The following is an 18,098-nucleotide window of genomic DNA, read 5'->3' on the forward strand; positions in this document are numbered from 1 at the left end:
GCGGAGCGAGCGAACCATCAGGCACAGCAGCGTTCTGTCGCACGTCGGCGCGGAGCGCAGCGGAGCGCTGGCGTGAGCACGGACCGGTTCGCCGACTACGGACGTCCGCGTCGGGTCGACGGGGGCCTGCGGGCGCGCAGCGCCCGGGGCGCGATTGGCCGGTCCTGGTGGTCGCGGCGTTTCCTGGAGGTGTTGGAGTCGTTCGCGCTCGGCACCCGGCTGACCCGGGGCCGGTCGTACGCGAGGGCCGGTCAGGTGCTCACCCTCGACATCGGACCCGGGCGGGTCAGCGCGGTGGTGCAGGGTTCCCGGCCGCAGCCGTACCAGGTGTCGATCGCGCTGAAGCCGTTCCCGGCGGCGCTCTGGTCCCGAATCGAGGATGAGCTGGCCGGGCAGGCGTTCTTCAGCGCCCGGCTGCTCGCCGGGGACCTCCCCGACGAGTTGGAGGAGCTGTTCGCCGCCGCCGGCGCGCCGCTCTTCCCGACCGCCGTGGACGAGTTGACCCAGCGCTGCAACTGCCCCGACTTCGCGGTGCCGTGCAAGCACCTCGCGGCGACGTTCTACCTGTTGGCCGAGGCGTTCGACGCCGACCCGTTCGAGCTGCTGCACTGGCGCGGCCGGTCCCGCGCGGAGTTGCTCGACGCACTCCGCGCCCGGCGGGCCGCGACCACCGGTGCCGCCCTGCCAGCCGACCCACCGTCCGAACCGGACGGTGTCGTGTCGACAGTGGAGTCCCCGGCGCCGGTCGGCGCCGCCCGCGCGCTTGCCGGGCTGTCGGCGACGCCGCTGGCGGAGACGGCGGATCGCTTCTGGTCGGCGCCGGTGCCGCTGCCGGATCGGCCGCCCCGACTGGTGACCGGCACCGACCTGCTGCTGCGCCAGCTCGGCGCCCCGGCCCCGGCCATCGGTGGGCCGGGACTGCTCGAACGGTTGCGACGCGCGTACCGGGCGTTCGGCCCGGCCGACCGGTGAGCCGTCACGTCCACCGGCGGCGGAACCGCCACATGATCGCCGCGTTGGCCACCAGCACCACCGCGCAGATCGCGCCGGTCAGTCGACCGGCGAACACGGCTATCGCCGGCAGCGACGCCCACAGCACGATGGTCAACAACATCAGATAGCGGCCCCTGCGGGCCCGGGCCCGATGGTCCAGCCGGTTGAAGAAGGCCGGGTCACTTTCCCGGAGCTGACGGGTGATCTGGTCGAATCTGCGCTGATCCTCTTTGCTGAGCATGGCGCTGCCTTCCCCTCACGCGTTCAGCGGTTCGGCGGCATACCCGCTGCGGTGGCGGCTCACGCTCACCCGCTGTTGCTACTTTTCCTCCACGCGAGCGCGCTTCACGTCCGGCTTACCTGAACCTTAAGTTTGCCTGTGGTGGTGAACGGTGCCGAAAGTGTCGGGTACGGCGGTGTGGTCCGGTCCGTGCACGGCTGCCGCACGTACGCCCTGCTGGGAAGGTCTGCGAACCGGTACGCCCCACCGCGCTCCGCCGCTGTCGCACTGAGCGCTGTCTTAAGTGCCCTCACGAGTGGGTTCCGGCCACCTTGAAGGGCCCTGGGGCCTTGGTTACCTTGCCGTAGCAACCCCCCTCAGGCAACAGTCGCCGCACCTGCCGCACCTGCCCGGTAGCAGCTTTCGGCGCTCATCAGAAATCGGGATTGGTACATGGCCGACCAGAATGTGCCACCACGTCGACCGCGGGACGACCGCGGTTGGGACGGACATCAGCACCCCAGCGCTGACGGCTACGGCGACCCCCACCCGCCCGCGCCCTACGGCTACGACTCGCCCAACCCCTACCAGGCCGGCTACGCCGCGCAGGCCGACCCGCGTGAGCAGTACGCCGGGCAGCCCGCGCCCGCCCCGCGCGGTCCGCAGTGGGTCGGCCCGGAGGGCCTTGGCCGCCCGGCCCCGGCGCGACCGGCCGGCACCGGACTGCCCACCCTCGACGATGACGACGAGTCGGGCCGCAAGGTCGGCCGACGTAAGGCGATGGTGGCCCTCGGCGGTACCGCCGCCGTCGTCGCCGGTGGCGCGGCGCTCGCCATGACCCCGCAGATCCGTGGCCTCTTCGGCGACGAGGCGGCGGCTGGCGACGCGACCGGCAGCACGGTGACCGATGGCACCGCGGCGCGGCCCAGCGGCCAGCAGCCCAGCACTGTGCGTACCTACACCGAGCAGAACGAGAGCTACATGGGCTCCCGGGCCGGTGAGGCGCTGAAGAAGAACGCGCCCGTCGGTGGGCGGACCTTCTCCGGCCCCGCCGCCGCCGCGGCGGCGACCAAGGTGACAGTGAAGACGGTGCTGTCCAAGGACCCGATTCTGCACCTGGCCCGGCGCGCCACCTTCGGCGTGACGCCCGGGGTGGTCGCCGACATCAAGCGCGAGGGCATGGACGCCTGGATCCGCGCCCAGCTGGACCCGGACAAGTTGGAGCCGAGCAAGGGTGAGCTGAAGCTCGCCGAGCTGCCGACCCAGAAGCTCTCCGTGCAGCAGCTGCGCGACCAGCGGGACAACCTCAACGAGCAGGGCGCCAACCCGGAGCGGGAGATGGTCGACGCGACCATCGCCCGGCAGATCTGGTCCAAGCGCCAGCTGTTCGAGGTGATGGTCGACTTCTGGAACGACTTCCTGCACGTCGCGGCGGACTTCGACGGCGGCGAGGTGTACCGCAACTCGTTCGACCAGGACGTCGTGCGCAAGCACGCGCTGGGCAGCTACCCGGAGATGCTGATCGCCGCGAACAAGCACCCGGCGCTGCTGATCTACCTGAACCAGAAGGACTCCCGCAAGGACGCGATCAACGAGAATCTCGCCCGGGAGAACCTCGAGCTCTACTCGGTCGGCGTCGACGGCGGTTACAAGGAGCCGGACGTCCGGCAGGCCGCCATGTTGCAGACCGGCCGCGGTGTGGACGACAAGGGTAAGTACGTCTTCCGCCCCGAGCAGCACTACGTCGGCAAGGTGAAGATCCTCGGCTTCACCCACGCGAACAACTCGGCCGACCCGAAGAAGGCCGAAGCGGCGATCGACGCGTACATCACCTACATCGCGACGCACCCGTCGACAGCGAAGTACGTGGCGCAGAGTCTCGCCACCCGGTTCGTCTCGGACACCCCGCCGAAGTCCCTCGTGGACCGGCTGGCCAAGACGTACACCACCAACAAGGGCATGATCAAGCCGGTCCTGATGACGCTGTTCTGCTCCTCGGAGTTCTGGGCCGGTGTGGGCCAGAAGGTGCGTCGGCCGATGGAGTACCTGGTCGCCACGTACCGCGCCCTCGGCGTCTCGCCGGAGGCGTCGCCGAAGCACAACAACGGCGACAGCAAGCGCACCGCGTACGCCCGGGGGCTGCGCCAGATCCACGACAAGATGCGCGAGCTGGGCCAGTACCCGATGGGCCAGCCCACTCCGGACGGCTACCCGGACGTCTACGTCGCCTGGACCTCGGCCGGTGCCATGGTCAACGGCTGGAACGAGGCGGGCGAGATCCTCGCCGGCTACCGCACCACCTTCACGTACACGGCGCCGGAGAAGCTGGTCGCCAAGCCGCCGGCGACGGCCGGGGCGTACGTGGACGCGCTCTCCCAGCGGCTGGTGGGCCAGAAGTTGAGCACGCGGGAGAAGAACCTCATCCTCGGCGTGGCCGGTGTGGCGGCGACCGCCAAGGTCGACGCCACGTTCAACGGGGCCATCACCGCCGTCGCGCGGGCGATCCTCGCTTCCCCCCAGCACCACCTCCGGTGAGGCACCCGATGGAGAAGACTGTGTACAACTCTTTCCCCCTGCACCCCGAATGCCCCGACGTGCGACGGCTGGCCGACAACCCGGCTGAGGCGTTGCTGCGCGCCGAGGCGGACATCGTCGCCGCCGAGAACGCCGCCGAGTTCGACAGGTACCGCACCCTGGAGAACCTGGAGGAAGCCCAGCAGGACGGGCGGGGCGTGACCCGGCGGACCTTCGTCGCCGGTGCCGCGGCCACCGCCACCGCGCTGGCCACCGCCCAGTTCGTCACCACCTCGGCGTCGTTCGCGGCGACCAAGACCGGCACCCTGATCCACGTCTTCCTCTACGGCGGGCTGGACGGGCTGAGCCTTGTCGCGCCGGACAACGACCCGACGCTCAACAAGGCCCGCCCCGACCTGCTGCTCGGCAACGACTCGCTGGCCCTGGGCCGCGGCTTCAAGATGACCAGCGCGTTCAAGCCGCTGGAGAAGTGGCTCTCGGCCGGGCAGCTGGGCTTCATCCCGGCGGTCTCCGACGAGCGGCTGTCCCGCAGCCACTTCCAGGCCGCGGACGCCTGCAACCTGGGCGGCCTGCCCAACGAGACCGGCGGCCGGGGTTGGCTCGACGGTCTGGTCGACAACCTGGGCAAGGGCACCGCGTTCCGCAGCGTCGGCGTCGGCAGCACGCTGCCCCGCTCGCTGGTCGGCAACAACGGCGCACTCTCGCTGAACAGCGTCGGCTCCCTGCGCCTCAACGGTGACGAGCGGTTCCGCGCCGCCACCGAGAAGGCCATCAAGGGGCTCTTCACCGGGATCAACCACCCGGTCGAGGAGGCCGTGCAGGAGGGCATGGGCGCGCTGGCCACCGCCCAGAAGCTCGCCGCGAAGCCGTACCAGCCCGCCGAGGGCGTCAAGTACGAGGGCGTCGGCAACGCCTTCCAGCAACTCGCCCAGTTGATCAAGGGCGGCGCCAACGTGCGGGTCGCCACTGTCGGCATGGGCGGCTACGACACCCACGAGAACCAGGGCACCCGCGAGGGCGGCCAGCTGTACCGCCGGCTGAACGAGCTGGCCAGCGCGATGGCCGCCTTCTTCACCGACCTCGGCCCGAAGGCCGCCGACGTGACGATCATGGTGTCCAGCGAGTTCGGCCGTCGGGTCGGCTCCAACACCGGCGGCACCGACCACGGGCACGGCGGCGTTGTCACGGTGCTCTCCGGCAAGAAGCTGGCCGGTTCGCTGCTCGGCACCTGGAACGGCCTGGACAAGCTGGACTCCGGTGACGTGCCGGAGTACAACAACATGTTCAACGTCTACGGCGCGGTGGCGCAGGGCCGCTTCGGGCTCACCAACGCGGAGGTCGACAAGGTCTTCCCCCGCCAGAAGTACGCCCCGATGAAGCTGTACGCGTGACGTATTCGCACACCCACGCCGCCGGCCGTCGTACCGGGACCTCGTCCCGGCACGGCGGCCGGTCGGCTGCGCCCGTACCCCCGCAGATCCCGGACCGGCGCGGGCCCGGCGGCCGACGGCTGCTGGGCGTGCTGCTCCTGGTCGGCCTGCTCGCCAGCGTGCTGCCCTGGTGGCTGGGCACCCCCGCCGGATCGCTGCGGACCACAGCGGCCACCGTCACCGCGGCCGGCCGGATCACCGGCCTGGTCGCCGGCTACCTGCTGCTGGTGCAGGTGCTGATGATGAGCCGACTGCCGGTGCTGGAACGGTGGATCGGCGGCGAGCAGACGGCCCGCTGGCACCGGGACATCGGTGCCACCCTGCTGGTCACCGTGCTGGCGCACATGTCGCTGATCCTCGTCGGCTACGCCGACCTGCGTAAGCAGTCGGTCCTCGCCGAGGTCGGCACGTTGCTCGGCGACTACGAGGACATGGTCTCGGCGTTCGTCGCCACCGGCATCATGATGCTTGTCGGGTTCAGCAGCATCCGGGCGATCCGGCGGGCGTTGCCGTACGAGATGTGGCACCTGCTGCACCTGTCCAGCTACCTGGTCCTACTGCTCGGCTTCGGCCACCAGTTCACCCACGGCGCGCAGCTGTACCGGCCCGGCCCGGTGCGAACCGGCTGGATCGCGCTGTACCTGCTGGTGGTCGCCGCCCTGCTCTGGGGTCGTGTGATCGCGCCGTTGGTGTTCAACCTGCGCTACAAGCTGCGGGTCGCCGACGTGGTCGCCGAGAGCCCCGACACCATCTCCATCTACCTCACCGGGGAGCGGCTCGGCCGGCTGGCGATGCTCGGCGGCCAACACTTCCGCTGGCGGTTCCTCACCCGGGGCTGCTGGTGGCAGTCGCACCCGTTCTCCGTCTCCGCCGCGGCCAACGGCCGCTGGCTGCGGGTCACCGTCAAGGTGGTCGGCACCCACACCGCCGACCTGCGCGACCTGGAACCGGGCACCCGGGTCTGGGCCGAAGGCCCGTCGGGCACCTTCACCGCCGCGCACCGGCTCCGCGAGCGGGCGCTGCTGATCGCCGGCGGCAGCGGCATCACGCCGATCCGGGCCATGCTGGAGGAGTTGCCGCCGGGCGCGGCGCTGATCTACCGGGCCCGGACACCGGCCGACGTGCTGCTCAGCCGCGAGTTGGACTGGCTGGCCCAGGAACGCGACACCTCCGTCTGGTACGTCATCGGCTCCCGCGACGACCCCGGCCCCCGCCAACTGATGAGCCCGGACGGGTTGCGGCAACTGGTGCCCGACGTGGCGCGGCGCGACGTCTACCTGTGCGGGCCACCCGGTTTGGTGGAACAGTCGGTGCGGGCGCTGCGGCGGGCCGGCGTGCCCCGACGGCAGATCCACCTGGCCACGTTCGAGCTGTAGGAAGGGCATCCCCATGCGTCGCGCGCTCCTCGCGATCACCGGCCTGGCCGCCAGCACCACCGCGCTTGTGGTGTTCAAGGGCTCGCCGAGCACCAGCCAGGTCGCCCAGAACCTGCCGACCGCCCAGCCGGTCAACCCCTCCGGACCGGGCACCGACCCCGGCGCCGCAGCGGGTGCGCAGGGCACCGACCCGGCGGGCGGCACGCCGACCTCATCGGGAAGCGCCAAGCCGTCCACGTCGCCCAAGCCCGGCAAAACCACCGCCCGCCCGTCGGGCACCAAGACGACGAAGGCCCCCAGCGCTCCGCGGACCACCACCAAGGCGCCCCAGTCGACCACCCGCCGGGTCACCGGAACCGGCTTCGACGCGGTTGACGGCAGGGAGAAATACGGGTTCGTGCAGGTGCAGATCGTGGTCTCCGGCAACCGGATCGTCGAGGCCGTCGCGCTGTCGCTGCCCAGCGGAGGTGAATCCGACATCCACAGTGGCGACGTCCGCGGCTCCTACGACGGCGGCGGCGGCCAGGTGGTGCAGAAGCAGAACGCCAACCTGAACACCGTCTCCGGTGCCACAGCTACCAGCGAGGCCTACAAGAAGTCGCTGCGGTCCGCCATCGAGCAGGCATTCTGACGTGCGGGCCACGCTGACCCGACCCGGGCTGTGCCGGGTCGAACAGATCATGGGTACGACGATCACCCTGGACCTCGCCGACGACCTGCCACCGGCGACGCTGCGCCAGTTGGCGGACGAGGTCTTCGCCTGGATGCACGAGGTGGACGCGCGATTCAGCACCTACAAGCCGGACAGCGAGGTGTGCCGCTTCGACAGGGGTGAGGTGCTGCTCTCCGAGGCGTCCGCGGACCTGCGGTACGTGCTGGAGACCTGCGCCGACCTGTGGGGCGCCACCGACGGGTTCTTCGACGCGTACGCCACCGGTCGACTCGACCCGTCCGGCTTCGTCAAGGGCTGGGCCGCTCAGGTCGCCTCGGACCGCCTGGTCGCCGCCGGTGCCGTCAACCACTGCGTGAACGCCGGCGGCGACGTACGGGTGCGGGGTTTGTCGCCGTCCGGGGAGCCGTGGCGCATCGGCATCCGGCACCCGTGGGACGCGATGGCGGCCTGCCTGGTGCTCACCGGGACCGACCTGGCCGTGGCCACGTCCGGCGTCTACGAGCGGGGACGCCACGTGCTGGACCCGCGCCGGGGCGCGCCGGCCAGTGGGCTGCGCTCGGTGACCGTGGTCGGCACCGACCTCGGGGTGGCCGACGCGTACGCCACCGCCGCCCTCGCCATGGGCACCCCCGGCCTCAACTGGCTGAACCGCCTGGACGACCACACCCACGCGGCGATAACCGACAACGCCCGCCAGTACCACTCAGTCGCCCTCCCGCTGACCGACTAGCGGAGGGGGCGGTGGGTGCCGGCTGGGCGAGAGCCGGTGGGGCGTGGGCGGCCGGGGCGGGAGCCGGACGGTCGGGTGCCGGCCCACCGGCGTCCTGGGTGGCTGCGCCGGGGCGGCTCGGTGCCGCCGGGGTGAGGCGCTCTGTCGTTGCTGGACATCGTTCCCCCGTTCGTGGCGCGCGTTCGCACCGTCCCCCTGTCAACGAGGACCGGCGCCTCGGCGACGCTGTCGGGCACCGGATCGAATCGTCGATCCGGCCGCTTTCACATGCCTCGCCGGGGCAGCGGCAGGTGACCGGGGAGCAGGTCGGGGGCGAGCGTCACCCCGGTGGCCCGCAGCGCCCCGATCAACGTGTTCTGTACGAGGTAGGAATCCGGCAGCTGCCAGCGCGCCTGCTCGGGGGCGACCGCCCAGCGGACCGTGCCCTCCGGCAGCCGGGTGGGCGGCGCGGGGATCCACGAGCCCGGCCCGTGCCGGACCACGTGGAAGCAGTGCTCCAACTCCGGTCGGAGCGGATCGCCGGGGCGGACCAGGAACATCCACCTCCCGGTGGGCGTGACAAGCACCGGCCCGCGTACGCCGGTGCCGGCCGGGTGGATCTGGACCGCGTCGAGCACGTGCCGGCCGAGGTGGGCGGGCACCTCCAGCACGTCGAAGGCCCGGCCGGTGGGCAGCAGCACCCCGTGCGGTCGGCTCCGCCACCAGGTCGCCACCCGGGCCGGGTCGGCGCTGGCGGCCATCTCCCAGTTCTCCAGGGCGGGGTGGCAGCCCACTGTGGGACAGCCGGCCCGGCCGCAGACGAAGCGGCTGCGGGCCAGACAGGCACCCGGGGTGACCTCCCAGCCGTGTACGGCGTACCGGATGGCGACCCGGCGCAGCCGGACGCGTTCCAGCGGCGACAGTTCGGCGACGCGTGGTCCGACATTCCCCCACATGTGTGCCAACTCCTCTCGTCGGGCCCGGCGTTCGCCAGGTCGCATGTCGAGCACCGTCACTGCCGTAACCCACGATCGTTGAGGTTGACGAACGGCTCGTGCAACTTGCACGAAAAGTACGAGGACCAGCTGTACGGCTGACGTACATCCTGTGCGACCAGGCAAAACCTGAAAGTGAACAGAAGTCGCCGCACCCGCGGACATCGCCCCGACTCGATTGGTCGTCGGTGGCAGGGGAGGATGGGGAGATGGACGAGCTACCCATAGGACGGCGAGTTGCCTACTGGCGGGGGCGACGCAAGATGTCGCAGCAGGTCTTCGCGGACCGGCTGGGCAAGTCCAAGAGCTGGGTGGACAAGGTCGAACGCGGCGTCCGCCGGTTGGACAAGTTCTCCGTCCTCTACGAGATCGCCGACATCCTCCAGATGGATGTGCAGCTGCTCATGGGCAAGGATCCGGAGCGGCGCGCCGACGCCCTCAACTGCATCGACCAGGTCGAGGTGCAGGAGATCCGGGCGGCGCTGGAACGCTACGACTCGATGAGCGCGTATTTCGACGCGGCGCCGTACCCGCCGCCGATGGACGACATGCGCAAGGCCGTCAACCACGCCTGGCTCACCTACCAGTACGGCCGCTACGGGATGCTCACCCGGGCGCTGCCGAAGCTGCTGCGCGACGCCCAGGCGGCCGACGCCGCCTACGGCGGTGACCGGGCCGCCGAGGCGGCCCACCTGCTCGGGCAGGTCTACCAGATCGCCTCCTCGGTGCTGCGCAAGCTCGGCGAGTGCGAGCTCGCCTGGTTGGCCGCCGACCGGTCCATGGCGGTGGCCCAGCGGGCCGACGACCCGCTGCTGGCCGGGATCGCCACCACCCGGGTGTGCAACGCCCTGGTCGCGATGGGGCGGGCCCGTCCCGCGCTGGAGCTGAACGTCCAGATCGCCAACCGACTGGCACCGGGTGGGAGCAACGAGGTCTCCCCGGCCCGGCTTTCCGTCTACGGGATGCTGCTGCTCCAGGGCGCGATGGCAGCGTCCCGCATTGGCGACTCGGCCAGCGTCGACGACCTGATCAACTGCGCGCAGGAGGCCGCCACCCTGCTCGGCGGTGACCACAACCACTACTGGACGTCGTTCGGTCCGACCAATGTCGAACTGCACCGGGCCGCCGCCGCGGTGGAGCTGGGCGACGGGGGGCGGGCCGTGGAGGTGCACCAGCTGCGCATCGCGGAGCCCTCGTTCAACGCGCTGCTGCCCGAGCGTCGCGCCCACCACCTGCTCGACATCGCCCGCGGGTACGCCCAGCTGGGTGACGTGGCGAACGCCGGCGAGATGCTGCTGCTCGGTGATCGGCTCGCTCCGTCGGAGATCCGCTGCCGGCCGATCGCGCACGAGGTGATGTCCGACATCCTCCGTCGCACACGTGGTGCGCCGCCTTCTCCGGTAGCGGAGTTGGCTGAGCACATGGGAGTAGGGGTATGAGCGCGGAGCCGGTGTGATGGCCGGTGCAGCGCGCAACAGCGGGCGCCGCGAGGTGCTCTACGTCATCGCCTGCGGTTCGCCGCTGGCCCGGCACGTCGGTCGTCTGGTCGACCTGGCCCAACAGGACGGTTGGGACGTCTGCGTGGTCACCACGCCGGACGGCGCGAAGTTCATCGACCAGCCGGCCCTGATCCGGCAGACCGGCCACCCGGTGCGGACGCACTACAAGAATCCCGGTGACCCGGACGTGTTGCCGCCCGCCGACGCCATGATCGTCTGCCCGGCCACCGTCAACACCGTCAACAAGTGGGCGGCCGGGATCACCGACACCCTGGCGCTCGGGTTGTTGGTCGAGGCCCAGGGCAAGGGCGTCCCCATCGTCGCGGTGCCGTACACGAACGCGGCGATGGCCTGCCATCCGGCGTTCCGTGCCGGGGTGGCCCGGCTGGCCGAGTGGGGCGTCACTGTGCTCTTCGGCGACGATGTGATCGCCCTGCATCCACCCGGAACGGGGGAACAGCACACGCACACCTTCCCCTGGGCGATGCCGCTGGCGGCGTTGCAGACCGTCTCCTGGAGCGCCGCGTAGCGCCTCCGGCAGACCTCCCGCGCGACGTGGCCGGGCCGGGTGTGACCGCCCGGTGGCCTCCACGCCGGTAAGCTGGCCCGCCGTGAGCACAAGCGGATCCGCTTCCACTGTCAGCGACGTGGTGGCCGAGCTGGAACGGCGCTTTCCGCCAGTCTGGGCGGAAGAGTGGGACCGGGTGGGCCTGGTGCTCGGCGAGCCGGCCGCCCCGGTCCGCCGGGTGCTCTGCGTGGTCGACGTGGTGCCCGAGACCGTCGACGAAGCCCTCGCCGCCGACGCGGACATGATCGTCGCGCATCATCCGCTGCTGCTGCGCGGGGTGTCGTCGGTTGCGGCGACGACCTTCAAGGGGCGGATCATCCACCGGTTGATCCGGGCCGGGGTGGCGCTCTACGCGGCACACACCAACGCCGACGTGGCCTCCCCGGGCGTCTCCGACGCCCTCGCCGCCCGCTTCGGGCTCACCGACCTCCGCCCGCTCCAGCGGCCCGTGCCCGGTTCGCCCGCCCACGGCGACGACAGGGGTTTCGGCCGGATCGGCGAGCTGCCCCAGCCGATGACTCTCGCCGAACTGACCCGGCACGCCGCCTCGGTGCTCCCCGTCACGTCCTGGGGAGTTCGCGCGGCGGGGGATCCCGGGCGTATGGTTCGTACCCTCGCCGTCAGCGGCGGGTCGGGGGACAGCTTCCTCGGCGCCGCGACCGCCGCCGGGGTGGACGCGTTCCTCACCGCCGACCTGCGGCACCACCCGGCCGGCGAGCACCTCGCCGCCGATGGTCCCGCCCTGATCGACGCCGCCCACTGGGCGACCGAACGACCGTGGCTGGACGACCTGGCCGCCTTCCTCCGGGAGGCGCTGGACGTCGAGACGCTGGTGTCCGACCTGGACACCGACCCGTGGACCGTGCACGCCGCCGCACCCGTTGTGGACGACAAGGAGCCCGACCGTGAAGGCTGACCCTCAGGTGCAGCGCCGCCTGCTCGACCTCCAGGCGATCGACACCAACCTCGCCCAGCTCGCCCACCGTCGGCGGTCGCTGCCTGAGCGGGCCGAGCTGGAGTCGCTGGCCCGGGAGTTGTCGTCGATGGAGGACGAGCGGGTCCGCGCCCAGGTGGCGGTGGACGACCTGGACCGGGACATCGCCCGGTTGGAGAAGGACGTCGAGCAGGTCCGGGCCCGCAAGGAGAAGGACGAGAACCGGCTGGCCGCCGGCACCGGCCCGGCCCGAGAGCTGGAGGCGCTCCAGCATGAGCTGGTCTCGCTGAAGCGCCGCCAGGGCGACCTTGAGGACGCCGAGCTGGAGCTGATGGAGCAGCGGGAGACCGCGCAGGGCGTCCTGGACGGCGTGGAGCAGCGACTGGCCGAGACCCGGGACAAGCGGGCCGCGACCGAGCAGCGCCGCGACGAAGCGCTGGCCGAGATCGCCAAGGAGGAGGAGTTCAAGCGGGGGGCCCGTCAGCCGCTCGCCGGCGACCTCCCGAGCGACCTGGTCAACCTCTACGACAAGATCCGCGAGGACACCGGGTTGGGTGCCGCGCTGCTCACCGCGGGCCGCTGCGGCGGGTGCCGCCTGGACCTGTCCGGCGCCGACCTGGCCCGGATCCGCAAGGCAGCCCCCGACGACGTGGTCCGCTGCGAGGACTGCCGACGGATCATGGTCCGTACCAACGAGTCGGGCCTGTAGGTCGTGGCGCCACGCGTGGTCTCCATCGAGGCCGACGGTGGGTCCCGGGGCAATCCCGGCCCCGCCGGCTACGGCGCGGTGGTCCGCGACCCGGAGACCGGTGAGGTGCTCGCCGAGCGATCCGAGTCGCTCGGCACGGCCACCAACAACGTCGCCGAGTACCAGGGCCTGATCGCCGGGCTGACCGCCGCCGCCGAACTCGGCGCCGCCGAGGTGGACGTCCGGATGGACTCCAAGCTGGTGGTCGAGCAGATGTGCGGCCGGTGGCAGATCAAGCACCCCGGCCTGCGGCCCCTCGCCGCCCAGGCCGCCGCGCTGGTAGGCCGGTTCACAGCGGTCCGGTTCAGCTGGATCCCCCGCGAGCAGAACCGGCACGCCGACGCCCTCGCCAACGCCGCCATGGACGCCGCCGCGGGTCGTCCCCCGGCGACCGCGGCCCCCGCCCGTCCCGCGGCGGCAGGCACCGAGCAGCCCGCGGGGACACCCGCGACCGGCAGCGACCCGGCCACCGCGCCGGCCTCCTGGGAGCCACGCCCGACCTTCACCGCCACCCGGCTGATCCTGGTCCGGCACGGCGAGACCCCGTACACCGAGCAGAAGCGCTACTCCGGGCGCGGCGACGTGCCGCTCTCCGAGCGCGGGCGGGCCCAGGCCCGCGCCACCGGCGCCCGGGTGGCCGAGCTGGCCCCGTCCGTCGCGGCCGTGGTCAGCTCACCGTTGTCCCGGTGTACGGCCACCGCGGCGTCGATCGCCGGGGCGCTCGGTGACGTGCCGGTCCGCACCGAGGACGACCTGATCGAGTGCGACTTCGGCCAGTGGGAGGGGCGCACCTTCGCCGAGGTGCGCCAGCAGTGGCCGGGGGAGATGGACGCCTGGCTCGCCTCACCCCGGATCGCGCCGCCGGACGGGGAGTCGTTCACCCACGTCGCCGAACGCGCGCACCGCGTCATCTCCGGGCTCCTCACCGCGTACCCCGGTGAGACAGTGGTGGTCGTCTCGCACGTCTCGCCGATCAAGCTGGTGCTGCGCGACGCCCTCGCGGCCGGTGACGGCTTCCTGCACCGGCTCTTCCTGGACGCGGCCGGCATCTCGGTGCTCGACATGTGGCCCGACGGCGGCGTGGCCGTGCGCACCGTCAACGACACCGCCCACCTCTCCGCTCTCTGAGCCGTTCACCCTTCGGCTGGTTGGGCGCGCCGTTCGGCGCACCCGGTCGGCCGTTGGGCGCAGCACCTCCCAGGCGGGCACAGTGACCGCCGTCACAGAGTCGTAGCCTCCGGCCGTTACAGCCAATGCCTCGACTCCCCGGAGGTGTGTCAGATGACTGCACCCGAACCGGAGGCGCCCACCACGGCGCCGTCCAGGGCGAAGGACCACAGCCCCTGGAACTGGTTGCTCTTCATCCCCATCGTGGTGCCGCTGATCCCGGCGTTCTTCAATGGCGACTCGCCCCGGGTCTTCGGCTTCCCACGCTTCTACTGGCTGCAACTGGCCTTCATCCTGCTCGGCGTCGGCACCACCACGTTGGTCTACCAGATGACGAAGAAGCGGGGAGGCCGCTGATGTGGCGCGACCATCTCACCGAAATCATCGTCTTCTCCGTGCTGTTCCTCCTGGTCAGCGTGATGGGCTTCGTGGCCGCCCGGTGGCGGGCACCGAAGGACATGGCGCACCTGGACGAGTGGGGGCTGGGCGGGCGCAGCTTCGGCGGCTGGATCACCTGGTTCCTGGTCGGCGGTGACCTCTACACCGCTTACACCTTCGTGGCGGTGCCGGCGTTGATGTTCGGTGCCGGCGCGGCCGGGTTCTTCGCCGTGCCGTACACCATCGTCATCTACCCGCTGGTCTTCCTGGTGCTGGTGCGGCTCTGGTCGGTGTCGCACCGGCACGGGTTCGTCACGCCGGCCGACTTCGTCCGCAACCGGTTCGACTCGCCGGTGCTGGCGCTGCTGATCGCGATCACCGGCATCGTCGCCACGATGCCGTACATCGCGTTGCAGCTCGTCGGCATCGAGGCGGTGCTCAAGACGATGGGCGTCACCGGCGACAACGCACTGGCCCGACACCTGCCGATCATCATCGCGTTCGCCATCCTGGCCGCCTACACGTACCAGTCGGGGTTGCGGGCGCCCGCGCTGATCGCGTTCGTCAAGGACAGCCTGATCTACATCGTGATCCTGGTGGCGGTCGTCTACCTGCCGTACAAGCTGGGCGGCTGGGGTGACATCTTCGCCGCCGCCGACGCGAAGTTCGACGCCTCACCCAACCCGAACGACGGCATCCTGCTCAACGGCAACAACCAGCTTCAGTACGTGACGCTGGCCCTCGGCTCGGCGTTGGCGCTGTTCCTCTACCCGCACAGCATCACCGGTGTGCTGGCCAGCAGGAACCGCGACGTGATCAAGCGGAACATGTCGGCGCTGCCCGCGTACAGCCTGCTGCTCGGGTTGATCGCGCTGCTCGGCTACATGGCCATCGCGGCCGGTGTGAAGCCGTTGCCCGGCAACTCGGCCGGCTCGGTGGACAACAACACCATCGTCCCGCTGCTGTTCGACCAGCAGTTCCCGGACTGGTTCGCCGGTGTCGCGTACGCGGCGATCGGCATCGGCGCGCTGGTGCCCGCGGCGATCATGTCGATCGCGGCGGCGAACCTGTTCACCCGCAACATCTACAAGGAGTACCTGAAGCGGGATGCCTCCCCGGCCCAGGAGGCGAACGTCTCGAAGATCACCTCACTGGTGGTGAAGGTCGGCGCGGTGGCCTGCATCGTCTTCCTCGACCCGCAGTTCTCCATCGACCTCCAGCTGATCGGCGGCGTGATCATCCTGCAGACGCTGCCGGCGGTGGCGCTGGGCCTCTACACCCGTTGGTTCCACCGCACCGGCCTGATCGTCGGCTGGGTGGCCGGCATGGGGTTGGGCATGTGGATGCTCTACCAGGTGGCCAGCCCGACCCGGAAGCACTTCGGCGGCTCGGCGTTCCCGCTGTCGGAGTTCGGGTTCGACACCACCCGGACGATCTACGTCGGCATCGTCGCGGTGGCGGTCAACCTGGCCGTGGCGGCGCTGGTGACGCTCGCTTTGCGGGCCGCGAAGGTCGAGGAAGGGGCCGACGGCACCGAGCCGGACGACTACTTCGCCGACGAGGGCGACCCCCGGGTCACCCCGGGCACCGACCGCGACGCCGACTCGGCCCGCGAGCCGGTCGCCTGACCTCAGGTACGAACGCCCGGGTGCCGACGTCTGTCGGTGCCCGGGCGTCCGAGAGGTGGAGGGCCTGCTCAGCTTCTACGAAGCGACGCTTTCGGAGCGAGGGATCCGGCGGCCGTACTGATCCGACAGCCATCGACGGCAGTTGGCCGCACCAACCCGCACGGTCGTCGTCGTGGGGCGGACGCCCCGACCAGCGTGATGACTCACAGGCATCATGATGCCTGCGAGTCATCAACCTGTCCCGCGCTGTCCTCGCCTCCTCGCCTCCTCGCCTCCTCGCCTCCTCGCCTCCTCGCGCCCCGCGTCCCCCGCGTCGATCTTGCAGTTATGGTGCCCGGCCGGTGGTGATTCACGCTGTTTGTCCCCCACCACAAGTGCAAGATCGACGAGGCGGGTTGGGGTAGGGCGCGGCGGGGGGGCGGGGTGGGGTGGGGTTAGCGGGGGCGGTTGCGGTTTATCAGGGCCTGGTTTAAGCGGGCTAGGAGGGCTGCCAGCATGGCTCGGTCCTCGCCACTCCAGTCGGCCAGCATGTCGCCGTAGAGCCGGGTGCGGGCGGCCTGGACGGCGGCCATCCGTTGCAGGCCGGCCGGGGTGGGGGAGATGACAGTGCCGCGGCCGTCGGACGGGTCCGGGGTGCGGGTGATCAGGCCGTCGCGCTGAAGCGCTGACACCTGCCGGGTGACCGTCGAGCCGTCCAGGTTGAGCCGGGCGGCGAGCGCCGAGACGTTCTGCGGGCCGGCGTCGGCCAGGTGGCGCAGGATGACGTACGCCGCGCGGTCCAGCACCCGGTGCTCGGCGGTGCCGGTGGCCCGCCGGGTGGCCTCGCCGAAGCGCATCAGCAGGGCCACCTCGGTCTCGATCCGGCCGAGGGTGCTCTCGTCATGGTCGTCGCTCATAGCTGTATGATACAGAATAAGTACCTGTACGATACAGCTATCTGAGGAGTCGGAGTGGATCGGCGTTCCGAACCGAACCGCAGTGCCATCTACGCCACCACGCTGGTGGCCTTCCTCGCCATCGCCGGCATCGCCGTCGTCGACCCGATCCTGCCCGCCATCGGCGAGGCGATCGGGGTCACCGCCTGGCAGGTCGAGCTGCTGTTCACCGCGTACATCGCGGTCATGGCCCTTGGCATGATCCCGGCGACCCTCGCGAGCGGCCGGTTCGGCTTCAAGCCAGTGCTCATCACCGGCGTCTCCGTGGTCGGCCTCGCCGCCATCCTCGCCTCGTTCAGCGACAACATCGTCCAGCTGTCAGTGCTGCGCGGTGTCTGGGGGCTGGGCAACGCGATGTTCTTCGCCACCGCCATGGTGGTGCTGGTCAACCTGGCCGTCGACCGGGAATGGGTGGTGGGCCTCTTCGAGACCGCGCTCGGTCTCGGCTTCGCCGTCGGACCGCTGATCGGCGGTCTGCTCGGCGAGGTCAGCTGGCGGCTGCCGTTCTTCGTCTGCGGCGTCTTCATGGTCCTCGCCCTCGGCGTGGCCTCCCGCAAACTCCGCGAACCCACCAACCGGCAGGCCCCGGTACGCGTCGGCCAGATCTTCGCCACCTACCGCCGGCCGGCGTTCATCGCCCTCTGCGTGGTCACCGCCGCGTACAACTTCGTGTTCTTCGTGGTGCTCGGCTACACGCCGCTCTTCCTCGGCTTGGACGTCATCCCGTTGGGGCTCGCCTTCACCGGCTGGGGGATCGGCCTGGCCGCCGGCATCATGGTGATCGGTCACCGGTTGGCCCACCGCATCGGCGCGGTACAGACCGTCGGCGTGGCCATCGCCGGCCTCCTGGTCTGCATGGTCCTCTTCGCCACCTCCAGCAGCACCGCCGAGGCGCTCGTGGTCCTGGTGCTCGCCGGACTCTGCATGGGGCTCGCCAACGCCAACCTCACCGACCTGGCGCTCGGCCTCGGCTCCAGCGACCGGCGCGTCGCCAGCGGCGCGTTCAATCTGGTCCGCTGGGGTGCCGCCGCGCCGGCGCCGATCATCTCCGGCAAGCTCGCCGAGCAGTCGCTGTCGCTGCCGTTCTGGGTCGGCTTCGGGGTGCTCGCCGTCGGCGTGCTGGTCTACCTGGCCTTCGCACACGTGATGGCCGCCGGCTACGGCGAGCGGGTGCTCTGGTCCCGCTGGAACCGCGCCGCCGCGGAGACCGAACACACCGCCGAGGAACCGGTAGGCGAGGCCTACTGACCGCGGGGCTCGTCTCCAAGATCCGCGCACTTTCGGGGAAACTGCTGCCTCGCTGCCGGTTG

17 protein-coding genes are annotated in these 18,098 nt (G+C 71.0%); 14 read left to right on the forward strand and 3 right to left on the reverse strand.

Annotation, left to right across the window (positions count from 1 at the left end):
* Nucleotides 1-72 precede the first annotated feature (72 nt).
* Nucleotides 73-972 (forward strand): SWIM zinc finger family protein, encoded by a 900-nt coding sequence (locus tag OH804_RS01410; protein ID WP_406062247.1) that lies wholly within the window; start codon nucleotides 73-75, stop codon nucleotides 970-972.
* 4 nt (nucleotides 973-976) lie between these two features.
* Here OH804_RS01410 and OH804_RS01415 read toward each other — a convergent pair whose 3' ends face one another.
* On the reverse strand, nucleotides 977-1,234 hold the full coding sequence (locus OH804_RS01415; protein WP_091409372.1) for a DUF3040 domain-containing protein: 258 nt from the start codon (nucleotides 1,232-1,234) through the stop codon (nucleotides 977-979).
* Between the two features lie 432 nt (nucleotides 1,235-1,666).
* On the opposite strand from OH804_RS01415, the gene OH804_RS01420 reads away from it, so the two are divergent.
* The 5 genes from OH804_RS01420 to OH804_RS01440 are packed head-to-tail and all read left to right on the forward strand — an operon-like array spanning nucleotide 1,667 to nucleotide 7,957.
* Nucleotides 1,667-3,748 (forward strand): DUF1800 family protein, encoded by a 2,082-nt coding sequence (locus tag OH804_RS01420; RefSeq protein WP_406062249.1) that lies wholly within the window; start codon nucleotides 1,667-1,669, stop codon nucleotides 3,746-3,748.
* A gap of 8 nt (nucleotides 3,749-3,756) precedes the next feature.
* Nucleotides 3,757-5,139, forward strand: coding sequence for a DUF1501 domain-containing protein (locus tag OH804_RS01425; protein ID WP_196919094.1), 1,383 nt, complete (start codon nucleotides 3,757-3,759; stop codon nucleotides 5,137-5,139).
* The gene (locus tag OH804_RS01430) at nucleotides 5,136-6,554 is read left to right on the forward strand and encodes a ferric reductase-like transmembrane domain-containing protein (protein ID WP_196919092.1); all 1,419 of its coding nucleotides are present in this window, start codon (nucleotides 5,136-5,138) and stop codon (nucleotides 6,552-6,554) included. Before OH804_RS01425 ends, OH804_RS01430 begins: the two co-directional genes overlap by 4 nt.
* 13 nt (nucleotides 6,555-6,567) lie before the next feature.
* Complete coding sequence (locus OH804_RS01435) at nucleotides 6,568-7,185, forward strand: FMN-binding protein (RefSeq protein ID WP_406062252.1); 618 nt, start codon at nucleotides 6,568-6,570, stop codon at nucleotides 7,183-7,185.
* 49 nt (nucleotides 7,186-7,234) lie between these two features.
* Entirely contained in the window at nucleotides 7,235-7,957 is a 723-nt protein-coding gene (locus tag OH804_RS01440; RefSeq protein WP_406066384.1) for an FAD:protein FMN transferase, read from the forward strand.
* 263 nt (nucleotides 7,958-8,220) lie between these two features.
* On the opposite strand, the gene OH804_RS01445 is transcribed toward OH804_RS01440, so the two are convergent.
* Complete coding sequence (locus tag OH804_RS01445) at nucleotides 8,221-8,892, reverse strand: bifunctional DNA primase/polymerase (protein WP_196924577.1); 672 nt, start codon at nucleotides 8,890-8,892, stop codon at nucleotides 8,221-8,223.
* A 248-nt stretch (nucleotides 8,893-9,140) separates the two neighbouring features.
* Between OH804_RS01445 and OH804_RS01450 the strand changes: the two genes are divergently transcribed.
* From OH804_RS01450 to mctP, 7 genes are all read left to right on the forward strand, one after another.
* Nucleotides 9,141-10,370, forward strand: coding sequence for a helix-turn-helix domain-containing protein (locus OH804_RS01450; protein WP_196919084.1), 1,230 nt, complete (start codon nucleotides 9,141-9,143; stop codon nucleotides 10,368-10,370).
* Between the two features lie 16 nt (nucleotides 10,371-10,386).
* Nucleotides 10,387-10,959, forward strand: coding sequence for a flavoprotein (locus OH804_RS01455; protein WP_196919082.1), 573 nt, complete (start codon nucleotides 10,387-10,389; stop codon nucleotides 10,957-10,959).
* A gap of 118 nt (nucleotides 10,960-11,077) precedes the next feature.
* Nucleotides 11,078-11,914: a Nif3-like dinuclear metal center hexameric protein gene (locus OH804_RS01460; protein ID WP_372433022.1), complete on the forward strand. Its 837-nt coding sequence runs from the start codon at nucleotides 11,078-11,080 to the stop codon at nucleotides 11,912-11,914.
* Nucleotides 11,904-12,641 (forward strand): zinc ribbon domain-containing protein, encoded by a 738-nt coding sequence (locus OH804_RS01465; protein ID WP_406062255.1) that lies wholly within the window; start codon nucleotides 11,904-11,906, stop codon nucleotides 12,639-12,641. Before OH804_RS01460 ends, OH804_RS01465 begins: the two co-directional genes overlap by 11 nt.
* A gap of 3 nt (nucleotides 12,642-12,644) precedes the next feature.
* On the forward strand, nucleotides 12,645-13,808 hold the full coding sequence (locus OH804_RS01470; RefSeq protein ID WP_406062257.1) for a bifunctional RNase H/acid phosphatase: 1,164 nt from the start codon (nucleotides 12,645-12,647) through the stop codon (nucleotides 13,806-13,808).
* A 153-nt stretch (nucleotides 13,809-13,961) separates the two neighbouring features.
* A complete protein-coding gene (locus OH804_RS01475; protein ID WP_112582616.1) occupies nucleotides 13,962-14,204 on the forward strand; it encodes a DUF3311 domain-containing protein in 243 nt (80 codons plus the stop codon).
* On the forward strand, nucleotides 14,204-15,853 hold the full coding sequence (gene mctP, locus OH804_RS01480) for a monocarboxylate uptake permease MctP (protein ID WP_406062259.1): 1,650 nt from the start codon (nucleotides 14,204-14,206) through the stop codon (nucleotides 15,851-15,853). The genes OH804_RS01475 and mctP overlap by 1 nt, the downstream gene beginning before the upstream one ends.
* A 434-nt stretch (nucleotides 15,854-16,287) precedes the next feature.
* On the opposite strand, the gene OH804_RS01485 is transcribed toward mctP, so the two are convergent.
* A complete protein-coding gene (locus OH804_RS01485; protein ID WP_406062261.1) occupies nucleotides 16,288-16,749 on the reverse strand; it encodes a MarR family winged helix-turn-helix transcriptional regulator in 462 nt (153 codons plus the stop codon).
* 54 nt (nucleotides 16,750-16,803) lie between these two features.
* On the opposite strand from OH804_RS01485, the gene OH804_RS01490 reads away from it, so the two are divergent.
* The gene (locus tag OH804_RS01490) at nucleotides 16,804-18,036 is read left to right on the forward strand and encodes an MFS transporter (RefSeq protein WP_406062263.1); all 1,233 of its coding nucleotides are present in this window, start codon (nucleotides 16,804-16,806) and stop codon (nucleotides 18,034-18,036) included.
* The last annotated feature ends 62 nt before the right edge of the window (nucleotides 18,037-18,098 follow it).

The organism is Micromonospora sp. NBC_00860 (genome assembly GCF_045207375.1).
Taxonomy (GTDB): Bacteria; Actinomycetota; Actinomycetes; order Mycobacteriales; family Micromonosporaceae; genus Micromonospora; species Micromonospora vinacea.